This is a genomic window from Pseudanabaena sp. PCC 9330 (assembly GCF_055795045.1).
On the sequence record NZ_JAYFES010000086.1, the window covers coordinates 87,466 to 108,499 of the forward strand.

Below are 21,034 nucleotides of genomic sequence, written 5' to 3' on the forward strand. Positions count from 1 at the left end.
CGTCATGACCTGGAACACCAATTTTGGCAAGCGCGTGCTGGAGGGAGCAGAGGCTAAGTTTTACCTGCACATTCTCCAGTCGGCGGTTGAGTTCAGCCGGGAAGCGGTTGAATTCGACGATGGGGTAGACGTGATCACTGGAGATCGCATCTTCGACAGCGCTAGCTTTGATCAACGGGTGGTGTTGTGGCATCGGTGCCTGGAGGCGTTACTCAAGCCCGAGGTGTCGGTGCCACCCCTCACCAATGTGCTAGAAGCGGCAGCCTATTTCCCTTTTGCCTGGTTGACCCAACGGGTGGAGGATGAAATCGCCTTCGCTGACTGTATTGAGGAGGATGGCGATCCGTTTTACTGGCGAAGACTGATTTGGGAAACTCTGAACGCCCTGGGAATGCTCAAGGTTTTAGAAGCTGAGTTTGAGAAGGAGGAAGACATTCTGCCTATTGAGGTGGACTGTGAGGACTCGCTGGAATGGGGAAACTGCATTGATGAGCTGGCCGACCGCATCTTTTGGGATCGCGACTGGCAGGTCACCTACAACCATCCTCAGTTGCTAGATGGCATTGAGGAGGAGTTTGCCAATCAAACGGGAATCTCGGAAGACTATGTGCAGAATCGACTGCCTAAGGTGACACAGGCAGAAGCCGATGCTGCGTTGCAAAAGATTTTACATTGGCAATGAGGTCTGTCCTTAGCACCCTCTAGGGCGGTTCCGTCGCGATTTTGAGGTGAGCACTGATGATACCTCAGGCCAGCAAAGACCCGCGTCAATGACGGCAGAGCCTTGATGATTCAGATAGAAGCTCGGGTGCTTTGCGCTTTGGGTTGCTGCCAAAAATGAACTGATCGTGAAGAATAACGGTGTAAAGGGGGATATGCCTCTCAGCGGTCAGCTAAAATCGCGGCTATTGGGGAGTTGGCGGGGTTAAGCGGGCGAAATGCGCCTTGAAGCCAGACCTATGAACCAGATTTTAGAGTTGTCTGTGAAGGAAAGGATGACCCCATGGGTGACGCCCCAACTCCGGTAGACGCAAACGACTGGGTAGCTAAGCGCTTAGCGGAAATTGACCGCATTGCTGATGCCTATAATCAAGTAGGGGCCTTGCTTGAGTTGGCGTCTGAGTTATTGCCTTCTCCTTCAGAAGTATTTCATCAAGCTATTAATGCCGCAGTCAAGATTGAGGATAACTACTCCAAAGCCGATGCCTTAAGTGCGATCGCACCCCGATTGCCCGAAGCTGAACAACGGGCTGTGTTGGAGCGCGCCCTTACCGCCGCAGACAAAATTCAGGATGACTACTACAAAGCTAAGGCCTTAAGTGCGATCGCGCTCTGCTTGCACGAATCTGAGACGGCATTGCTGGAGCGCGCCCTCACCGTCGCGGACAACCTTCAGGATGACCGTTACAAAGCCGATGCCTTAAGTGCGATCGTGCACTGCTTGCCCGAAGCTGAACAACGGGCTGTGCTAGAGCGCGCCCTTACCGCCGCAGACAACATTAAGGATGGCTTTGCCAAAGCCCAAGCCCTAAGTGCGATCGTGCCCCGCTTGCCGAAATCTGAGCAACAGGCTGTACTGGAGCGCGCCCTTACCGCCACGAATAGACTTGAGGATGACTACTCCAAAGGCCATGCCCTAAGTGCGATCGCCCCCTGCTTACCCGCTTCTGACCCTGAGTTGCTGGAGCGCGCCCTCATCGCTGCGGATAACCTTCAGAATGACCGTTACAAAGCCGATGCCTTAAGTGCGATAGCGCCCTGCTTGCCCGAAGCTGAACAACGGACTGTGCTGGAGCGCGCCCTTACCGCCGCAGACAACATTAAGGATGGCTTTGCCAAAGCCGAGATATTAAGTGCGATCGCACCCCACTTGCCGAAATCTAAGCAATGGGCTGTACTGGAGCGCGCCATCATCACTGTGGACGCCATTGAAGATGACAGTTTCAAAGCCCAAGCCTTAAGTGCGATCGCCCTCCGCTTGCCCACATCTGACCCCGCGTTGCTGGAGCGTGCCCTCACCGCTGCGGACAGCATTCAGGATGACAAATACAAAGGCCAGGTCTTAAGTGCGATCGCCCTCTGCTTGCCCGCCTCTGAACAACAGGCTGTACTGGAGCGCGCCATCTTCGCTGTGGGCAGCCTTGAAGATGACCGTTACAAAGCCCGAGCCTTAAGTGCGATCGCCCTCCGCTTGCCGGAATCTGACCCTGAGTTGCTGGAGCGCGCCCTCACCACCGTGAACAGTCTTGATGATGACCGTTACAAAGCCGAGATCTTAAGTGCGGTCGCCCTCTGCTTGCCCGCCTCTAAACAACGGGCTGTGCTGGAGCGCGCCCTTACCGCCGCAAACAGCCTTGAGGATGACGAATACAAAGCCGATGCCTTAAGTGCGATCGCCCTCCGCTTGCCTGCCTCTGAACAACGGGCTGTGCTGGAGCGCGCCCTTACCGCCGTAGACAACATTAAGGGTGGCTTGGCCAAAGCCCGTGCCCTAAGTGCGATCGCCCCCTGCTTGCCGGAATCTGACCCTGAGTTGTTGGAGCGCGCCCTCACCACCGCGGACAGCCTTGAGGATGACGAATATAAAGCCGATGCCTTAATTGCGATCGCCCTCCGCTTGCCCGCCTCTAAACAACGGGCTGTACTGGAGCGTGCCCTCACCTCTGTGGACACCATTAAGAATAGCTTTGCCAAAGCCCAGGCCCTAAGTGCGATCGCCCCTCGCTTGCCCACATCTGACCCTACGTTGCTGGAGCGCGCCCTCACCACCGCGGACAACATTAAGAATATCGAGAATGTCAAATACAAAGCCCAGGCCCTAAGTGCGATCGCCTCCCGCTTGCCCGCATCTGAGACGGCGTTGCTGGAGCGCGCTCTCACCACCGCGGACAACATTAAGAATGTCAAGAATGTCGAATACAAAGCCCAGGTCTTAATTGCGATCGCCCCTCGCTTGCCCACATCTGACCCTACGTTGCTGAAGCGCGCCCTCACCGCTGCGGACAACATTAAGAATGCCTACTTCAAAGTTCAGACCTTGAGTACGATCGCGCCCCGCTTGCCCGCCTCTGAACAACGGGCTGTACTGGAGCGCGCCATCATCGCTGTGGGCAGCCTTGAAGATGACCGTTACAAAGCCCGAGCCTTAAGTGCGATCGCCCCCTGCTTACCCGCTTCTGACCCTGAGTTGCTGGAGCTCGCCCTCACCGCCGCGAACAGCCTAAAGGATAACCGTTATAAAGCCGGGGCCTTAAGTGTGATCGCCCTCCGCTTGCCCACCTCTGAACAACGGGCTGTACTGGAGCGCGCCCTCACCGCCACGAATAGCCTTGAGGATGACTACTCCAAAGGCCAGACCTTAAGCGCGATTGCCCCCCGCTTGCCCGAAACCGAAACCGACCTGCTGGCTCAAGCCCTCGCCATCGCGAATGACATTACTTCTGACAACAACAAAGCCGAGGCCTTGAGTGCTATTGAGCCTCAAATAAACTCAAGCACTCTCAAAGTTTTTTGGGCAGCAGTACAAGGTCTGCCTGATACAACTAAGAGCCTTGCTTCCCCAGCCACACGCCTTACAAAAGACTTTCTCCAGCTTTACCCCAGCAGCAAACACTCCACCGCCCTCGATATTATTGAACACATTCCCGACGAGGCTGATAAAACAAAATTTCTCAGCGCTCTCATACCTTGCCTTACCATTGGTTTACTGCCCAATGCCCTGCGCCTTATTCAAGAAAAATTCACTGTAGATCGCTACCGCACCGAAACCCTCAACAACCTCGTTGCTTACCTATCCACAGACCAAACTCCAGCAGCGCTCGACCTAATCGACCAGTTCATTAATAACCATTATTACCAAACAGCGGCCCTAGTAGAGCTAATTCCGCTTTTACCCATTGAGCACTTCAACGACGTTCTAAATTTACTTGAAGCTAAAATTGCATTGCCCCAATATCGGGCCAGCATTTTACAGGCCATTGCCAAGGCCTCAACCACCCCAGAGCAAACAGATAAATTAGCCTCAGCCACCTCAAACACTTCTCCAGAGGTAGCCCCAACTGATGAAGACTTCCTCTCCGCTTATCAACACCTGGTTGAACGCACTCTCAGCCTTACTTACCAACTTAAAGAGCCTAAACGAGACGACTTCTCTTACGAGTGGGCAGCCTCTAGCATTTTCACTCAGCTTGCCCCAGTGCTCAAGCATTTAGCAGAGCCAGAGCAGACAGCCGTATTAGATGCTGTCAGAGCGCTTAAAGACCCAGGCTATCAAGCAGCCGTATTAATCGCCCTAGCCCCCCACTATAACTACTTCGTCTACACCTTCTTAACAACCTACACAGGCGACGACTACCGCAACCTGCTCCACATCAAGATTCAGCTCGCCATCACCGACTCACCCAACTCCCAAGATTTACGCCCCATTGCCGACCAACTCAACGACAATCAAACCCCTTATATTAAAAGCCCCTACCGCAACGCCGAAGCGTGGGTAGAGCTTGCCAGCCATGCTGCTGGCAAAAGTCACCAAACAAAAGCCCTGCGAGCCATTCAAGAGCTTCAAAACAACACCTACCTACAGACCCAATATTTGCAGCGCTTAATCCCTCACATGGCTTATCAACAACGCCTCGAAGCCGTCAACATTATTAACGACATCAGCGACCCCTACCACCAGGCCAGTGCTCGCGTTGCCCTCGCCCGCAAGTTCCCCGAGTCTGAGTTCTTTGAACCTGCCCTCAATGATGCCTTGGCCCTCACGCCGAAAGATAAAGGCAATGTCCATGAAGCTGAGGCTTTGTCTTTGTTACGCAAAGGCCAAGTTAAAACAATTGAGCAACTCAGCACCCTGGCCATCGACATGCCAGAACTGCTACCCAAAATCATCAAAATAGCTGAGTCTGATGATTTTGTCGCCACTCCAGACACCACGCAAGAGGAGGAGGAAAGTCAGGAGAGTAATCAACAGAACAACACCTTTCAAAAAAATATCCATCGCTACGGCATTCTTGTAGCCCTCGCGCCCCACCTTCCCAAGCGCATCAACCGGGAAGTAAAGCGAACATGGTCTCTCAGCAACATCATTACCGACGACCTTTGGGATCGCGCCCTATACCTCCTCGCCCGCAGCTACCGCGATGCCCTAACCGGCGGCAGCCTGCGCAACGAATCGGCCCAAGACAAAGACTATCTCAACCTCCAAGACGAGATTAAAGCTCTCTCTCAGCTGCTGCTCATGCGCGACCTAGAGCCGCCTATGGCCGTTGGCATCCTCGGCGGCTGGGGGGGAGGAAAGTCTTACATCATGCACCTCATGCAGGCGCAAATGACTGAAGTACGCAGCCGCAAAGTTGACCCCGCCACCGAAACCTGGAACCCCAACCCCAACCACGAAAAGCTCTCCCCCTACGTCGGCCATATTTACCAAATCAAATTTGACGCCTGGACCTTTGCCAAGTCAGACCTCTGGGCCAGCCTCATGCAGACCATCTTCTTCGAGCTAGATCGCCAAATCTCCCTCGAACAGCAGCTTGCCGAAGCCCTTTCTAGCAAAGAAAAATCTAAAGCTCAAGTGCTCTGCGAAGGCGGAAACTATTGGTCTGTACTTTACGAAAGTAGCGATGAAGAGCGCAAGTGGATCCTTCAGAACGTTGTTCAAAATGAAGACCGCCGCAAACTGTTGGAGGCCCCACCTTCCCAAGGGGGCCTGTGGGAAATAATTGCCCAAGCCCGAGTAGAAGATCAGGAAAAACTTGAAGCTACCCAAAAACTCCTAGACAATAAACAAAAAGAACTAGCCGCTGAACGCCAACGAGTACGCCAACAAATTGCTGTCCATTTTGAGCCCATCCTCAAAATTCAGCAAGATGAACGGGTTCAGTGGGCAGACGCTTTCTTTGGTACATCATTCATCTTACTCAGGCAGCGAATTGGCCCAGAGCTCTTTAAGCAGCTCAATAAGACCATTTTCCAGGAGCTCTATGGCACCTCAAGTTCCTTTGAGTCTGCCTTGTCAAGCACCAGTATTCTTGGTGATGCAACGAATATTTTGGGCCAATGGGCAGAGTTTGACGCTGCCAAAGTTTCTGCAAACTCTCAGCAACAACAGCCTCAGCCTTCCCCCAAAGATCATGGTCTATGGGGAGAGCTATATAGAACCCTAGAAAAACTAGCATCATCCAAACAAGCTCTTGCAGACCTAGAAAAACCATCTCAGCCTGAGAATGTATCGTCTGCGGCTACCGAGGCCCAGTCGTTGGCATCAGAAGAACCGTCAGAACAAAGTCTAGAGTCACCTCCTCAAACAGCAGAAGCGCATGGCACAGTAGAGTCCCAAAAAGAAAAAGCAAACTCTGACCAAGAAAAAGCCAATTTAGAACGGGAAATCGAGACGCTTCTAGAGCAAGTCACATCGCTCCGGTTTAACATTCTCAATGTTGCCACTAACGTCGTCGAAAAAAACTCCTGGCGAATTCTATGGGCTACCGCCACCCGATGGATCAAAATCAATGCGATCCCACTGTTATTAGTGCTTATTTTCACTCTATTGCCTCTTTTTCTACTCTTTCAATTCAACATCGACGCCACTCAACCTGCCCGACAGCTAACTGTTAAGTTGGGAGCTCTCATCGCCCCGGCCTTGCCAGCAGCAGCTATGCTGATAAACTTGCTCAAAAGCAGTACTGCTTGGTTTGAAGAATCTCGCTTGGCCTTGTCTGAATATGAAACCTCTATCACCCAGCAAAATCGCGATCGTGAAGACAGAATCAAAGCCAGTATTGATCAGGCTTTAGCTGACAATGAACATCTCCAGCAGCTAGAGCAGGAGGTTGGCGATCTGGAGCAGCAAGTCGAAGCCCAAAAAGCAGTGATACCTACCAACCTCTACGCTTCTCTGGCAGATTTTGTCTCAGGCCGGTTAGAAACCAACGACTACAAGCAGCGCCTAGGGCTAATGCATCAGGTTAAAGAAGACCTCTCTGACCTCAGCAACAAACTGCTCCCCCCCAGCCACTACGATCCTAGATTCAAAACTCAGGTCAATAACCTCAAACAAGCCTTCCCCCGAGGCCCAGCCCGCGTCGTGGTCTACATCGACGACCTTGATCGCTGCCCGCCTCGCCGCGTCGTCCAAGTTCTCGAAGCCGTTCAGCTCTTGGTCAAAACCCCGCTCTTTATCGCCGTCCTCGCCATTGATGAGCGCTACATCACCCGCGCTCTAGAGCAGTTCTACAAAGGCGTGCTGCTGCGCCACGGCAGCCCCTCCGGCACCGACTACCTCGAAAAAATAATCCAGCTCCCCTACCGGGTGCGCCCGATCATGGCCGATACCCTAGAGACCTACCTGCGCTCCCAGGTCGTCATCCAAGACAACGCTACTGGCGGCACCAAATTCAGCGAGTTTAGCCGTCAAGAGTTCAAAATGCTGGTTGATTGCTGCCAGCAGGTCGATCTATCTCCCCGCACCCTCAAGCGCCTCACCAACGTCTACAAACTATTCAAAATTGTTTGCCGCACCCGAGGCACCAAAACCACCCCCCAAGTGCAGCAAACTATTTTGGCTCTACTGGCCCTCTCCGGGCGCTACCCCAACCTCATGCGCGGCGTCTTTGAAGCCATTGAAACCTGTTTTGAAGAGCAACGCGACGAAACCAAAGCCCATGCCATTGACTGCGACAATGCTAAACAGTTGGGTATTGACATCTCCCAGCTAAAACTCAAATCTCTTCACCTGGATACTCCATTAAGAGACTTCTTCATTCATTGCCAGTTGTCTACCCACGACCAATATATGCACCTTGAGTTGGGCAAACTCCAGCACGATGCCTTGAAAACTGACATCTTGCCCCGTACCCTCACCCTCAAAGATATTACCCACGAGATTTTCAACCTGATCCGCTCATTCTCCTTCGTGGGCGAAATCGGCGAAGACCCCAACGACTATCGGTTTAATAATCAGCCCTAGAGACCATAAATTATCTGTCGCTAGTTGTAAAACTCCCTACTCATAGCGGCTTAGAGCCTATGCCCACACCATACGACTTTACCCATCACGCTCACGTTTTTAAGTTTATCCGCCTCCATTAAAGAGAAACTCTCATAGGCAGTATTGTCACTCAACACCTTGATAGTCTTCTCAGCAACATATTGCAGGCGTTTAACCAAAATTCGGTCATCCAGCTTGAGTAGATAGATGCCATGGGTCACCACCTCCAGGTCTCGGTCTGTAGTATCTACAAGCACCAGCGCTCCTACCGGCAGGGTAGGCTCCATACTGTCATCAACCACCTGGGTCAGCATCAGGTGCTCAAACGAATCCGGGAACTCCGTCCGTAGCCATTCCGTCTCAAAGGCCAGCGGATCCTTTTGAATGTACTTCTCAGCTAACGCTTGAGGCGAGTCGTGAGGAGCCATCCCAGACTGACCAGTTGCCAGCCACTCGACGCTGATATTGGCCGTGCGGGCTATAGCGAGTAATGCCGGGCGAGTTGGCTCGCTCTGGCCATTCAGATATTGGCGGAGCACGGTGTCAGAAAATCCGCAGTCCCTGGCAAAGCCCCGAATGCTCTTGTCACCGACCGCCTGTTTCAGGCGGACTGGAAACTGATCAACTGCTGTGGCATCCGCCTGCGCCTCATCAGGTAATGGATTAGTCATAGGGTTACATTAATTGCAGATGCAAATTATAACACTTGACATGCAAGTTATTTATTGCTAACTTCATCGATATATTGATGGAGCTAAGACAATTCTATGCATGTAGAAGACATTAAAGCAGCTCTACGCAAGCAGGGCTGGACTCTAACCAGCATTGCGAAAGAGCTGAATATTGGCACCTCAGCAGTCTCCCATGCCTTGACTCGACAGCGATCACGCCGCATCGAGCAGGTGGTGGCGAGCAAACTTGGCCTGCCTCCCCATGAGATTTGGCCCCAGCGGTATAAGCGAGGAAGAGCAAACCATGGCCCAATTCATCAGCAAGCAGGAGGCTACTCAGTACCTCAAGCTCAGCGATACGACACTGAAGCGCTATCGGTTGCAGGGGGTGCTGATCGAGGGCATTCATTGGGTTCGCATTAACAGCCGTTGCATTCGCTACAACCTAGAGCTGATGCAAGACTGGCTGCATAACCGCCACGACCCGATCGCTCACCAGCGGGCCATCAGAATTTACCAGGCCAGCTTGTTGAGTAATCGTAAAAAACCATCTCAGTCCAACACTCGAAATGACTCACCCAAGCTGAAAAACAGCAAATAGAGCTTTCAGAGTTTGGTCAAGTTGTTGATAGCTTTCTAGCCTCATTCTTTAAGCTCAAGATTGATTGAAAAAACACCCCAACTACTTGCTAGCCAGGGTGCCGAGTTCTTTTTTTATTTTTCACAGCCGGGTTAATCAACGTCTTGAAGCGGTTTGTCAGAACCACTTCGCTCATTAACCTGCTACTGAAACATGTGTTTTCAACTATAGCAAAGTCATGGGCAATGTCCAAGACTACGAGGCTGATTGGGCGATCTACTGAGCCCAGTAGCAGGTTAATTGTGGTGGCCCGGCTCCTAAAACCAGGAGCTAACCATGGCACAGTATGTTTACTCAGGGCGATCGCGCCCCTGTCCGATCTGTGGACGCACCAAAGACCAAGACTGCCGCTGGAATGAGGAGGTGGCGTTCTGCCACACCCACGTAGACCAGGATGGGGCGGTAGACGGCTATGTTTATCGGGGCGCGACAGCCGATGGCATGTGGGGGCAATACTTTGCAGCCACCGCCTCACCCGAGAAGCCGGTTCGCCCCCAGCAGCGGCAGGACTATTTCTATCCCAGCCGGGCCGGGCAGCCCCTGGTGAAGGTGACGCGGGTAGATCGGGGCAACGGCGCGAAGTTTTTTGTGCAGTACCACTGGAACAATCAGCAGTGGGTCAAAGGACTGACCCCTAAGGTTAGATCCCAGGTACCGATCTACCGTTACCGGGATGTCCAGAATGCGATCGCCATCAGTCAACCCATCTGGATGGTGGAGGGGGAAGGCTGCGCTGATGCACTTTGGGGAATTGGCATTCCCGCGACCACTACCCTGGGGGGCTCGAAGAAGTACCGCAGCTATGGCGATTACGCTGAGGATTTGCAGACGGCCCAGCTGGTGCTGTGTCCAGATCGCGACCAAGTCGGCATTACCCATATGGAAGAAGTTGCCCAGGACTTCCCCTCGGCCCAGTGGTGCTACCCCTACCCTGATAGCCTGCGCTGGCAGAACCTGCCCAAGCATGGCGGGTTAGACGTGGCGGATTGGATTTGCGATGGGGCCACAGCGGAGCAGATTCGAGCAGCGGTGCAAGACCGGCGGCAGTTGGAGGCTAGCCCTATCCAAACTCCTGAGCGACTGTCGGTGCAGGCACTACAAGACCAGATTCGCACCTACCTGGGCACCAGCCCCACCGAACTGGCCTTAGCGGCGCAGGTGGTTCAGTGGCACCAGGAAACAGGGCTATCGGCCAAAGATATCGGAAACCTGGTCACCCTGGTGCAGGCGGAGCTGGAGCAAACCGAGGAACGGGACGATCGACGGGCCGAGATTCACCAGTTGCTCAAAATTGGCGACTACCAGCTATGTCTAGGGGAGTATCTCCATGCTGACCTGGCGGAACCCTTGGAGCAGATTGCTGACTGGATAGGGGCGACGCCAGCGGCGATGCTGGTGACGCTGCTGCCGGTGGCGGCGTCATTGCTGCGGGTAGGTACGGAGCTGGAAATTGACGCCGGGATGGGGTTCTCGGTGCCGCCGATTGTGTTCACGGGATTGGTAGCTCCCTCGGGCAGTAAGAAGAGCCCGATTCAACGGCAGATTTTGGGGCCGCTCTCGCTGCTCCAGGCGGAGGCGGATCAGGAGTATGAGTATGCTGCTTCGGAGTATGAGGTTGACCTGCGGGATTGGGAGCAGACCAGGGTAGAGGATCGGGGCATTCGACCCAGGAAGCCGATGCCACGGGAGTATCACACCTCAGATGCGACACGGGAGGCGATCGCCCGCATTCAAGCCCAGCAGCCAGAACGGGGCATTTTGGTGACGCCGGATGAGCTGGCGGGGCTGTTCAAGGGGCAGAACCAGTACCGCAATGGCCGAGGGAACGATAAGGAGTCGCTGCTGACCGCCTTTGATGGCTCAGGGCTGAAGGTAGATCGAGCTAGTGGCCTGCGCATTAGCCTACCGCGCACCAGTCTGAGCCTAACGGGGACGATTCAGCCCGATATTCTGCGGGAGATGATGGGGGATTGCTCGGATGCCAGTGGCCAATGGGCGCGGTTCTTGTGGTGTCTGCTGCCGCTGAAGCCTGCGCCCTTTCCCAGGCGGACGGTGCGCTATGACGTATCAGAGCGGCTCTATGGCCTCTACCAGCAGTTGGAGGGGTTGACGGCTCAGTGCTACCGGCTCAGCCCTGAGTCCAAGGTGCTATTTGCGGATTGGTATGACCAGTTGGATCAGCTGCGGGTGATGGAGACCCACCCAGGCTTGCAGGCAGTCTATTCCAAAATGCAGGGCTATACGGGGCGGCTGGCGCTGATTCTTCACTGTCTGAATGCAGCGGTGGAGGGGCATTTGCCGAATAATTCAGTGGATGCAGGTCAGATGCAGGCGGCGATTAAGCTGGGGCGTTGGTTCATTGGCCAGGTGAAGCTTCTCTACGCGGATGGGAATACGGTGGATGGGGCGCTGGAGCCGGTCTATACGAAGCTGATACAGCTATCGCGGGTGCGAGGCTGGCTGCGGGCGAAGGATGTGCGGAATTATGAGCGCAGTTTGCGGAAGGCGGGGGTGGAGGTGATTCGCGCTCATTTTCTGGAGCTGGAGGCGATGGGGTATGGGGAAACCCAGGGGATGGGGAATCGGCTGCGGTGGCGGGCAACGGTAGACGCGGTAGACAGATTTGAAGAAACGGTAGACGGGGTGTCTACCGCTGAAAGTGCTGATGGGTAAGGGTTGTAGCGAAACGGTAGACAAGTAGACAGCGTTTGCCAATGGGGAATTGCTAGGAAAGTGTCTACCGTCTACCGAAATGGCTGAAGAGCTTGTGGATAGAGGATTTTGCCCGGTAGACAGAGTGTCTACCGGGCGTCTACCGTGTCTACCGAAAATCGATTACTCGTCGTCGTCTGTGAGCAAGCTTGTCAGATCGCGGTAGCCACTAACGACTCGCAAGATGTCTACTCTAGACTCTGTTGCGGTGTAGAGAATGAGGTAGCTCTCCATTGAGATGCTGCGCAGTTCTGGAAGGATTTCGTCGCGTGGCCGCCCCAGATTCGGGAATTGGGTGATTCTGGCGAATTTGGCATCGAGCTTTGAGAGGAAGCGCTCGGCCTGCTGGAGCCCAGTCTGACCGGCGATGTAGTCTGCAATGGCCTCGATGTCTTGAATGGCAGGCTGGGTTAGGTAAAACTGAGGGGCCATTATTCGGCGGAGGCGTGGCGAGACCGCAGGTTTTCTCGAATCTGGGCCATAGCGGAAGGGCCTTCGACAAGTTCGCCGCGCTGGGCTGCTTCCCAGCCAATCTGGGCATCTTGCTGGAGTTCGGAGAGTCGCCCTTGATAGATGTCGTCTTGCTGGTCGAGTAGGTGTATGCCTGCTGTGATGACGTCTAGGGCAGATTGGTATTTGCCTGCGGCGAGCTGGCGTTGGATGAGTTGCTCTAGTTCAGGGGGGAGGACAATTTGCATAGAGGCATTGATAGGATGGCTACCCTATATTTAATTGTAGTCTTTGTCGATATTAGCTTAGCGGCGTTACTGGACTTTGACATAGAAATCAAATGCAACGCTAAGCTGCTTTCAAAACCACAGCACTTTCTCGTAATGGATGAGCACTGATCATTTCTTTCTCTAAAGTTGAAAAATGATGACTAGCAGCTCTTAACTGTCTTAACTTATATATCTCACATACTGTCCAACCTGTTCTAGAAGCAATTTCAGCGATAATTAAATCCACAGGAATCTCTACCCCTACATATGCAGAGGTAGAAACAACAATCCATACTTTAGTATCAAAGGAAGAGATACATCGAAGATCCATCAGCAAATTAAGCATATCTTCGAAATATGCTTGAATCATCGAAGGTATCCTGGCATCCCATAAATCTTTTTGCAAAGAGTTGATTCGTTCAAAACAAGAGTCATAATTTTGTCCAAAGTCATTTCTAGAAGGTTGCTCCCAGCTAGCTTGAACATGTGATCGAAGAGTTTTGAGCCTAATTTTCATCAACTCGTCGTTGTTGGATACAAATTTGCCCAAAAAAAGCTCAGGTCTATAAACATCAGAATAATCAAATGAATTTAAGTAGGGTGGCGAAGTAATACAAAGGTCAATATGGCCTACAACCTTTGATATTAATTTTCTGCAATCACCTTCTATAATCCTTGGTTGAATATCCAAGTCAGAATGGCTTTTCTGTAAACCCAGGTCGTGAATGATCAAGCTGAGATGAGATTTGATTGAATCAATAAAAGTGAAAGAATTAAAGCCTTTTGTCTTCCAATCTTTTCTATACCTTAAACACTTCCCATCTCTGCGAGCATTACAATTCTGCATGGCAGCATAAATAAGAATGAGTCTATAAATTAGAGAAATATGTTCGGGTAGTTTGTCACAAAACGAATATGCACCTTCAAAAGAACGAATAACTTCGCTATTAAAGAGCCATTTCTTTAAGCCGCTGTACTCAGTAAAAGTGGAGAATTCAAGCAATGGAGAATCAGATCCAACTCTTGCGGCATTAACTAAATCCCTCGCGAATTCAAGTAGCTCTTGTTGTGTACAAGAAACAGATTTTGCATGAGCAATGAAAGCCAAAAAAGGATTGACTTCAAATCCTAAAGAAGAGGTTCGAGAAAATGAGGCACATAAAGGTACTGTGCCACTTCCGCAGAATGGATCAAAAACAAACTCAATCCTTCTCTCTTGAGATTCATCAGATATAACTTTCTTGACAAATTGTGGAGAAAAAGCCTCTTTTATAGGATACCAACGATGCCTAGGCAAGGTGGCTGAATGCTTTGCATTTGAAAAGTCTTGATCCTTTAATGAGTCATTAAAGGAAAAATCTACTAGCTCAAACATTTTGGTTCTGCAAACATTCGAATTGGTTTTGAAAAATCTTGACGAGTTTCATGAAAAGCGATTTTAAATTCTATCTCAGAATTTTCGTACTTAAATCCGTCCTGTCTACTAAGCTCACGGGTTTCATAAGTAAGTTTTGCCCTTCGCGCATCTAGGATCACTAAATAGCCCCGAGTAATATTTGTAGGAGTATAGGTCAAATTAGACTCCAAATAATTAGCTAACTGCTTTGCACCGCTGACGGCTCGGGAAGCAGTAAAATTCTGAGTAATCTTACCATCACTATTTTTTGACTTTCCTAACCATTTAATCTCAATCAAAGCTGATCTATTACAGTTTCGCCAAGTAACTTGGATATCAACTGGATGAGTTTCATCTACAATATACTCCTCTTTGACTAGAACATCACCTCGAAGGCTTGAAGAAAGGTATTGCTTCAAAGAACGCCTAATAATATACTCTTTCCCATTCCATAAAAAGAGCCGGTTTGGATCGTGCCATATTTCCTGTAAAATGAAACATGTTGATCCTTTAACCATTTTGTCTCTATAATCCAAAAGAGCAGTCTCTAGCGCACTAAAGGTAGGTATTGAAAAAATACTTTGCCCATTTGTATGTAAGGGTTTTTTCTGCCCCTTCCCCATAAAGCATTCAACACCATCTTTGAACTCATAAACAATTGCGTTTTGTGATAATAATGACGGATCAAATGAGTTTAGGCACCAAAATAGAGAGCTTTCATTAACATTGTCATATCCGTCATCGCCAAGTATTTGAATTACCAATGATTGTACGTTTCTAGAGGTAGGCAAATGTCTAAAGTTGCTTATGCTACTAGGCTCTCCAAGAACAGAACCATCAAGCTCCTTGTTGATAAGCTTAAAAATAACAATTTGTTTTGACGTAATCCCTGGTTCTATATATGAATAAATCTTACGAATTGAATTGCATACTAACTTAAAGTAATGTTGCGCTTCTTCCTCAAAAATATCCTGAAATAACTTTGCATAACTTTCTTCAATAACCCGATGTAATAAACTTCTATCATCCTCAGAAAGTGGCATTGTACTGACTTATATCCTATCTCACTAAAATAACTTAATCTTTTTGGAAAAGCTGAAAGAGAAATGTGAGCCAAATAACGCTTGGTATAACTAAGTTTTCAGGATCAATTCCAATAGATTGGCTAATAACTTTAAATTGCTCGTATAGGGATTCAAGATGTGGCCCTTGATCCTGCAACAACATTCTGCTGTCTTGAAGTCTTAATGCGCTTTTTAAGTGGGGTTCTTGATTTAGTGATGTTCGTATTGAACCAATAGGAACTGAAAGTAATGTAGCACAAGCAGCATCAATACACTTATGCCTAAGTAAATTCGATCTTAATTCTTTTAGCTTGTTGAACTCACGCATCCCTAACTTTGAGATCTGAAGATAGTCAGGTTCCTCCTGTTGTTTATCGCTAGCTGATAAAAAGCCAGCGCTTTTAGCAAAGTCAATAGAATCTTCGAGTTCAGAACTAAAAGGACTACCATAATGTGTTGTGGCAAATTGATAATTCCACATTGATACAGGATTACCCTGATATAAGCACAACAAACAACTTAGGTAAGCAAACATGTGGATTTCTGTTCTGTTAACATCTCCAAGTTGATGTTGAAGATATTTCCCTGTTGCTAAACAATCGAAAAAAGCATAAGGGTTGATCATTCTTATACGCCAATCTCTTAGACTAATTCGCTAGAAATTTCTTTGAATGCATTTTCGAACAACTCTTCTTCATCTCTTTGAACATCAGATAGTTCTCTCCAGGAGGTCATTCTGTATAATTCCATATTTTCTCTGCCACATCTTTTAGCTAATCTTTTAAGAAGCTGAGAGGAATTTATATTAGCTGTCATTATGATATGAAGTCCTTTCTCCGCAAACAGGGCGAACATTTCTCCTGCTCTACTCTCATAGGCAATATCTAATGATCCTTCAGGGGTGTCTATAAAGAGAGTCGCTTTTGCACCTTCATCGGAGACATATTCTGCAATTGCCATCCTAAGAGCTATATCAATAAAAAACCGTTGACTTTCGCTCAACTCATTTTCTTCCTTACGTGTTGCGCCTTCTACTTTTAGAGAAAGGGCAATTCCTTGGTTGCCAATAGAATTAAGATTAATCATCATATCTAAACCCAAAAAGCTCGTTGCGCAGTCTTTAAACAAAGGAACGAACTTATCTTCAGCTTCAGCGTATTTTCTCTCCAAATCTTTTTGGTGTTTCCTAAGTTCCTTATATGCTGAATCTCTCTCCTTACGATAGCTTTGGACATCAATATCAAACTTTTGCATAGACTCTCTATAAGATGAAAGAATACGATCAAGATTATCTTCGGATGAATCAGAAGTATCCAAACGAATAAAAGATTCACGCATTGCTTCTTGATTTTCATCTTCAAATTTAGATATTCTTCCTTCTAAGGATCTTGAAATTGCTTCAATTTGATTTAACTCGCCCTGGACTCTTTCTTGCGTAACTAGTGCATCTTCGATTTTTTTAGATGCTTTCTCAATTTTCAAGTCTATTTCAACTAGTCTCTCAAAGCTACCGTCAGCCTGCGAAGATTCTTTTTGTATTGGGCTAGAACAAAGAGGACAGCAGGATTCAACATTTATTTTGTGCTGAATACGCTCAACAACTGCTTCACCTTCAGCGCCACAAATAGAACAGGCTTGTGCCCTGAGAGTTTCAGTAATTACTGGGTGTCCAAGAATATTTCTTCCAACACTTATATGTTCATTAAATATTTGTCTGTAAGTTGATCGCAAAGACGCTTGTTCTGCAAACAGTTCGGCCAAACCAACCTGAACGTCTTGCAAAATTGTTTTATGGTTTAATCTAGACTTCTCCACTTCCTCATACTCAGTTTGTAGATGCTCATACTCTTCATAAAGAGTTTCATAATCTTTCCCTTCTGTTTGATCGTTTTCTTCTTGCTGAAGGTTCTCTCGCTTATTTTCAAGCTCCTTAATCATATCGCGAAGCTTACTTGCTTGCCATTTCGCATTCCGTGCTCTTGAGTCCAGTTTGTCAGCATCTTTTCGTAGTCGGTCAACGGATGACAATGTACTTGACTCAAGGCCAAAGGCTAAGTAAAGAACTCGTTCTAAAACTTTCTTGTCATAAAAAAGAAGATGTCTTCTTTCATCGAAAGTTAGTATGAAGTGCTGTAAAAAGACGAATTCTTCGAAAGAAGATAAATTCATGTCTTCGGGAATGCGTTTTTTATACTCTTCGTGCAAGTTTCTAGACGAACTGCTTAAATTTGGAATTTCTTGCTCACTGTCCTCGCTAAGTTCCTTTGCATGAAAAACTTGAAACTCCCGGAGCTCAAGAGGCTCGAAAATTCCTCTTGATATTTTGTATCGTGTTTCACCAATAGAAAACTCAATTTTTATCTCCGCAGCATCTCTATCTTTCTCTAGAATTCTTCCATCAAAAAAATGAGAAGAGTATTTTAGATGATCCTTGTAAAATCCATCCATAGAGACGAACTTTTTGTTTGGATCAGCAATAATTCCAGTTAAGCCATAATTTAAGGTTGCAAGAAAAGTCGATTTCCCCAAACCATTAGCCCCTGCCAAGCAGAAAACACCCGGTGGGATTGAAACATCTATAAATTGTTTTAGGTTATATAGAGATACAGAATTTATCTTGACGTTTTCAACTTTTGGGAATCTAATCTTTCTTGATGACATAATCTACAAAATCACAAAGTTTTTTCTATTCAATGCCTGCCACGTAAAACTATTTTTTGTGCCTTATGTTGCACTCATAATTTGTTGAGCCATACTGAGCTATACCTTCTTGTATTGTAAAACTCTATCTTTGAAGCTTGATTCAAAAGGGAAAGAGGTATTAACGCTACTTGAACCAACAGTTTCTCAAAGAAGGCGTTAGCTAAGATGAGACAGTAACAAGCATTTTTGCATATGGTTCATTATATTCACATAGCTAAATTTTGTCTGTTGTCTACAGTTGAATGTTCAGAGACTCCAAAACCCCGAATCCTAAAGTTCCGATGCTTTGGAGTCTTTAGTCTACTTGCCGATCGTGCCTCAGCAGGCTAAACACCTCCCCCTGCTCCGGGGTAATCACAATCCTGAGCTCTAAAATAATCACTCCTCGTTGACCCCAATTCGTTCGCTTAGCAAGCTCCGACATAATCGTCTATCCCCTCAAGCGCTTCTGCATCGTCTCCAACTTCCTCAAATCCGCTGCCCGCTTTCGCCGCTCGTAGCGCTCCTTCGCCACCCTATTCACTGCCTGCATCGCCTTCGGGTGCTCCGCCAGGTAAAGGTACGCCGCCTCAAACCACACCTCCTTGGTGATCTTCTCATCCATACAGAGGTGGCGCAGGGCCTTATCAATCTCTTCTTCCAGCCGGGTCGTCGTCCGCACTAGCTGCGGCAACTCCGCCTCATCATCTTGGCTAACAGACATACTGACGTCAACACCCGTAGACTCGCTAGAGTCACTATATCCCGACCCATTGCCCTCAACTGTCACCTGTTGAGGAGACTTCACAGGTAACTCTGCCCCCAACCCATCGGCTCGGGGCGGTACACTCGGGCGCTGCCGCTGCATCAACCGTTCCAGCGCATCCTCAGCCATTCCCTTGCCCCTGTTCTAACGCCTCAACCACCCTATGCAGCGGATATTCCAGCTCCGAATACCCAATCTCTGACAGCCGCTGCCCCTGCCGAATCGCTTGCTTGTAGCGCTCACTCTCCACAATTGACGGCAGCACCGGGATTGAGCCTGCCACCTGCTGCATGGCCGCTATGGCCTCTCGGCTATCCGTCGCCTGAGACCTACCAAACCATTTGTCGCGAAACGGCAGCACCCCCAGCACCTGGCCCTTAAATGCCCGTATGCGCCCCATTTCCTCCAGCAGTTCTAGGCTGCGCAGTAGTGAATTCACGCCCTTAGTCGATGCTTCTGCGGGAATCAGCACCCAGTCAGAGGCCCCCATTACCGACAAACAAATCTGGGTGCGCTGGGGCGGCGAGTCGATAATGCAAACGTCAAACAGCTCCTCCACGGCTTCTAGGCTGTGGCGCAAGGCTAAAGCCCCCATCCCAATAGTGGCCAAGTATTCCTGGGCCTTGTGCAGCCCCTCATCAGCTGGGATCAAAAACAGATTGGCCGCTGCCAGCGGATAGATCCCATCGGCTGTTTCCACCTGGCCCTTCAGCACCTCCAGCAGGGTGGGTTCACTCGCCTGAACGTCATGGCCTAGATAAAAGGTCAAATTCGCCTGCGGATCGGCATCCACCATCAGCACCTTCTGTCCCTGCTGCGCCAGGAGCCGACCCAGCAGCAGCGAGACCGACGTTTTTCCCTGCCCCCCAGAGAGCGACAAACAACTTACCGTCTTCATAGCTGTGTTTCACCCCTCGTATAACGCCCAGCTCCTGATCACCTCTACAAGGCTCGCCTCACCCAAGCCCCTGCCGCCTTTGAGACTGTGATTCTAGAGACATCAAGACGTATTGACGTCAATACGCTTGTTTTTGTGTCTGTAAATCAGTTGTCATGTCATTTTGTTAGTTGAAGCATAATTATTGGGCTGAAAATACCTGCGGTGCAAGGGAACCGAAGAAGATCAACTTACGTCGCTTTTGGCAATTTTTTATAGATCAATTTCGACTGCAACCATAGAGTTGTTGCGTGTCGCTAATCGCGTTGATAGTTGGCAGTAAAACTTTCAAATGATAGGAGTTATGTATGGCCTCAGTATAAAAAATATTCCTACTTTGAAGATCTACATAGACCGGTCAATAGCTTGATTAACATCACGCAAGATTACAGGATCAGGCACGATATTGGCTGTCTTATATAGGCTTTAGGCATGGATTCGAGCTATCTAAGCCTGAATCCACGATTTAGTTTCTCATTTCCCCACCGCTGAAAAATATTGCTATATTGATCAAAACTTTACGCAATTCGAGTGAACTACTTCACTCATTGGTGAGCACGCGAGTCATATCACCTGACTGATTTCAGGAGACTTAAATCATCAGTCAGACTCAATTCATTTGAGCCATGAAAACTCTCTACGTTTTTCCGTTGATGGAACGTCTGGTGGGCCGGATGAATCCTCTTCCAGACCTGCCGCTACTCGCCGTAGCGTTCCTGGGCCTTGCTCTAGATGTCCTCATCCATGGCCCTGCCTTGCTGACAGTGCTGGCCGTGGCAGGGTTTACAGGACTTGCCTGTAGGCAGGACATAACACCCTCCCGTTCCCTATCTAGGCGGGCTTCTAAAGCGCAGGGTTTCAAGCTAAAGGCTGCACGGCTCCTGGGTTTAGGGCTGCTCTGGCTAATCACCCTACTGGCCTATCCTGCCCAAGCCCAATTCTTCGGCGGAGCTGAAACCTGGATGACGACCAACTTTGGCACCGCTGCTGGCGACGCCATTCCTCTGGTCTTCAACGTACTGCGGGGCCTGTTTTTGCTCTACGTCGGCATCTCTCTAGTGCGAGTAATCAACAGTGCTCGCAATGACGAGGATTGGCAAACTATTGCCCGCACACCGTTAATTATCATCATTGCCGTCACCGCTGGCGATGTGCTGACGACGCTCATCACTGGCTAGTTGTCGCTATGCGGCCATTCAGATCGAGGGTGCAGCTCTACACCGTCCTTTCAGCACTGCTGGACTGCTTATGGCATCTAGATTTCGTCCCGTTAACACCATCCTGGGAGCGCAACCCCGGTTAGGCCCCATCCCGGCAGACCAGATCATTCCCTGGTTCTGTATCACGGGTGTCTCCTATCTGTTGGGCCGAGGGTTCAGCCTCAGCTGGATTTCGATTGGATTCATTGCCGCCTGGGGCATGTCTACCTGGTGGATTCTCACCGGGGGGCAGAGCTGGAA

At 49.3% G+C, this 21,034-nt stretch carries 15 protein-coding genes and 1 pseudogene; 7 read left to right on the forward strand and 9 right to left on the reverse strand.

What is annotated here, in order from left to right; all coding sequences use genetic code 11:
• Window positions 1-4 precede the first annotated feature (4 nt).
• A complete protein-coding gene (locus AC0QKW_RS07995; protein WP_473150534.1) occupies window positions 5-682 on the forward strand; it encodes a hypothetical protein in 678 nt (225 codons plus the stop codon).
• A 321-nt stretch (window positions 683-1,003) separates the two neighbouring features.
• The gene (locus AC0QKW_RS08000) at window positions 1,004-7,966 is read left to right on the forward strand and encodes a P-loop NTPase fold protein (protein WP_473150535.1); all 6,963 of its coding nucleotides are present in this window, start codon (window positions 1,004-1,006) and stop codon (window positions 7,964-7,966) included.
• Window positions 7,967-8,016: 50 nt separating this feature from the next.
• On the opposite strand, the gene AC0QKW_RS08005 is transcribed toward AC0QKW_RS08000, so the two are convergent.
• On the reverse strand, window positions 8,017-8,658 hold the full coding sequence (locus tag AC0QKW_RS08005; protein WP_473150536.1) for an XRE family transcriptional regulator: 642 nt from the start codon (window positions 8,656-8,658) through the stop codon (window positions 8,017-8,019).
• A gap of 96 nt (window positions 8,659-8,754) precedes the next feature.
• Between AC0QKW_RS08005 and AC0QKW_RS08010 the strand changes: the two genes are divergently transcribed.
• The 3 genes from AC0QKW_RS08010 to AC0QKW_RS08020 all read left to right on the forward strand — a co-directional run bounded on the left by AC0QKW_RS08010 (window position 8,755) and on the right by AC0QKW_RS08020 (window position 11,971).
• Window positions 8,755-9,081, forward strand: coding sequence for a helix-turn-helix domain-containing protein (locus AC0QKW_RS08010; RefSeq protein ID WP_473150537.1), 327 nt, complete (start codon window positions 8,755-8,757; stop codon window positions 9,079-9,081).
• Complete coding sequence (locus AC0QKW_RS08015) at window positions 8,963-9,259, forward strand: helix-turn-helix transcriptional regulator (RefSeq protein ID WP_323349291.1); 297 nt, start codon at window positions 8,963-8,965, stop codon at window positions 9,257-9,259. Before AC0QKW_RS08010 ends, AC0QKW_RS08015 begins: the two co-directional genes overlap by 119 nt.
• A gap of 315 nt (window positions 9,260-9,574) precedes the next feature.
• Window positions 9,575-11,971 (forward strand): DUF3987 domain-containing protein, encoded by a 2,397-nt coding sequence (locus tag AC0QKW_RS08020; protein WP_473150538.1) that lies wholly within the window; start codon window positions 9,575-9,577, stop codon window positions 11,969-11,971.
• A gap of 162 nt (window positions 11,972-12,133) precedes the next feature.
• Here the strand turns inward: AC0QKW_RS08020 and AC0QKW_RS08025 are convergent, their stop codons facing one another.
• From AC0QKW_RS08025 to AC0QKW_RS08060, 8 genes are all read right to left on the reverse strand, one after another.
• A complete protein-coding gene (locus AC0QKW_RS08025) occupies window positions 12,134-12,442 on the reverse strand; it encodes a type II toxin-antitoxin system RelE/ParE family toxin (protein ID WP_473150539.1) in 309 nt (102 codons plus the stop codon).
• Window positions 12,442-12,708 carry a ribbon-helix-helix domain-containing protein gene (locus AC0QKW_RS08030; protein WP_473150540.1) on the reverse strand — a complete coding sequence of 89 codons (267 nt, stop codon included), beginning with the start codon at window positions 12,706-12,708 and terminating at the stop codon, window positions 12,442-12,444. The genes AC0QKW_RS08025 and AC0QKW_RS08030 overlap by 1 nt, the downstream gene beginning before the upstream one ends.
• 100 nt (window positions 12,709-12,808) lie before the next feature.
• Complete coding sequence (locus tag AC0QKW_RS08035) at window positions 12,809-14,104, reverse strand: hypothetical protein (protein WP_473150541.1); 1,296 nt, start codon at window positions 14,102-14,104, stop codon at window positions 12,809-12,811.
• Complete coding sequence (locus AC0QKW_RS08040; RefSeq protein WP_473150542.1) at window positions 14,092-15,168, reverse strand: hypothetical protein; 1,077 nt, start codon at window positions 15,166-15,168, stop codon at window positions 14,092-14,094. Before AC0QKW_RS08040 ends, AC0QKW_RS08035 begins: the two co-directional genes overlap by 13 nt.
• Window positions 15,169-15,202: 34 nt before the next feature.
• Window positions 15,203-15,814, reverse strand: coding sequence for a hypothetical protein (locus AC0QKW_RS08045; RefSeq protein WP_473150543.1), 612 nt, complete (start codon window positions 15,812-15,814; stop codon window positions 15,203-15,205).
• A 17-nt stretch (window positions 15,815-15,831) separates the two neighbouring features.
• A complete protein-coding gene (locus tag AC0QKW_RS08050) occupies window positions 15,832-17,850 on the reverse strand; it encodes an AAA family ATPase (protein WP_473150544.1) in 2,019 nt (672 codons plus the stop codon).
• A 472-nt stretch (window positions 17,851-18,322) separates the two neighbouring features.
• On the reverse strand, window positions 18,323-18,766 hold the full coding sequence (locus AC0QKW_RS08055; RefSeq protein WP_473150545.1) for a carboxysome distribution maintenance protein McdB: 444 nt from the start codon (window positions 18,764-18,766) through the stop codon (window positions 18,323-18,325).
• The gene (locus tag AC0QKW_RS08060) at window positions 18,759-19,535 is read right to left on the reverse strand and encodes a ParA family protein (protein WP_473150546.1); all 777 of its coding nucleotides are present in this window, start codon (window positions 19,533-19,535) and stop codon (window positions 18,759-18,761) included. Before AC0QKW_RS08060 ends, AC0QKW_RS08055 begins: the two co-directional genes overlap by 8 nt.
• 665 nt (window positions 19,536-20,200) lie before the next feature.
• Here AC0QKW_RS08060 and AC0QKW_RS08065 point away from each other — a divergent pair.
• Both AC0QKW_RS08065 and AC0QKW_RS08070 read left to right on the forward strand, forming a co-directional pair.
• On the forward strand, window positions 20,201-20,752 hold the full coding sequence (locus tag AC0QKW_RS08065) for a hypothetical protein (RefSeq protein ID WP_473150547.1): 552 nt from the start codon (window positions 20,201-20,203) through the stop codon (window positions 20,750-20,752).
• A gap of 70 nt (window positions 20,753-20,822) precedes the next feature.
• Window positions 20,823-21,034: pseudogene (locus tag AC0QKW_RS08070) on the forward strand (hypothetical protein); the annotation flags it as partial.

What these genes read in the sequence shown, in the direction of transcription:
- AC0QKW_RS07995 (WP_473150534.1), top strand. Translation starts at nt 5, where the DNA reads ATGACCTGGAACACCAATTTTGGCAAGCGCGTGCTGGAGGGAGCAGAG.
- AC0QKW_RS08000 (WP_473150535.1), top strand. Translation starts at nt 1,004, where the DNA reads ATGGGTGACGCCCCAACTCCGGTAGACGCAAACGACTGGGTAGCTAAG.
- AC0QKW_RS08005 (WP_473150536.1), bottom strand. Translation starts at nt 8,658, where the DNA reads ATGACTAATCCATTACCTGATGAGGCGCAGGCGGATGCCACAGCAGTT.
- AC0QKW_RS08010 (WP_473150537.1), top strand. Translation starts at nt 8,755, where the DNA reads ATGCATGTAGAAGACATTAAAGCAGCTCTACGCAAGCAGGGCTGGACT.
- AC0QKW_RS08015 (WP_323349291.1), top strand. Translation starts at nt 8,963, where the DNA reads ATGGCCCAATTCATCAGCAAGCAGGAGGCTACTCAGTACCTCAAGCTC.
- AC0QKW_RS08020 (WP_473150538.1), top strand. Translation starts at nt 9,575, where the DNA reads ATGGCACAGTATGTTTACTCAGGGCGATCGCGCCCCTGTCCGATCTGT.
- AC0QKW_RS08025 (WP_473150539.1), bottom strand. Translation starts at nt 12,442, where the DNA reads ATGGCCCCTCAGTTTTACCTAACCCAGCCTGCCATTCAAGACATCGAG.
- AC0QKW_RS08030 (WP_473150540.1), bottom strand. Translation starts at nt 12,708, where the DNA reads ATGCAAATTGTCCTCCCCCCTGAACTAGAGCAACTCATCCAACGCCAG.
- AC0QKW_RS08035 (WP_473150541.1), bottom strand. Translation starts at nt 14,104, where the DNA reads ATGTTTGAGCTAGTAGATTTTTCCTTTAATGACTCATTAAAGGATCAA.
- AC0QKW_RS08040 (WP_473150542.1), bottom strand. Translation starts at nt 15,168, where the DNA reads ATGCCACTTTCTGAGGATGATAGAAGTTTATTACATCGGGTTATTGAA.
- AC0QKW_RS08045 (WP_473150543.1), bottom strand. Translation starts at nt 15,814, where the DNA reads ATGATCAACCCTTATGCTTTTTTCGATTGTTTAGCAACAGGGAAATAT.
- AC0QKW_RS08050 (WP_473150544.1), bottom strand. Translation starts at nt 17,850, where the DNA reads ATGTCATCAAGAAAGATTAGATTCCCAAAAGTTGAAAACGTCAAGATA.
- AC0QKW_RS08055 (WP_473150545.1), bottom strand. Translation starts at nt 18,766, where the DNA reads ATGGCTGAGGATGCGCTGGAACGGTTGATGCAGCGGCAGCGCCCGAGT.
- AC0QKW_RS08060 (WP_473150546.1), bottom strand. Translation starts at nt 19,535, where the DNA reads ATGAAGACGGTAAGTTGTTTGTCGCTCTCTGGGGGGCAGGGAAAAACG.
- AC0QKW_RS08065 (WP_473150547.1), top strand. Translation starts at nt 20,201, where the DNA reads ATGAAAACTCTCTACGTTTTTCCGTTGATGGAACGTCTGGTGGGCCGG.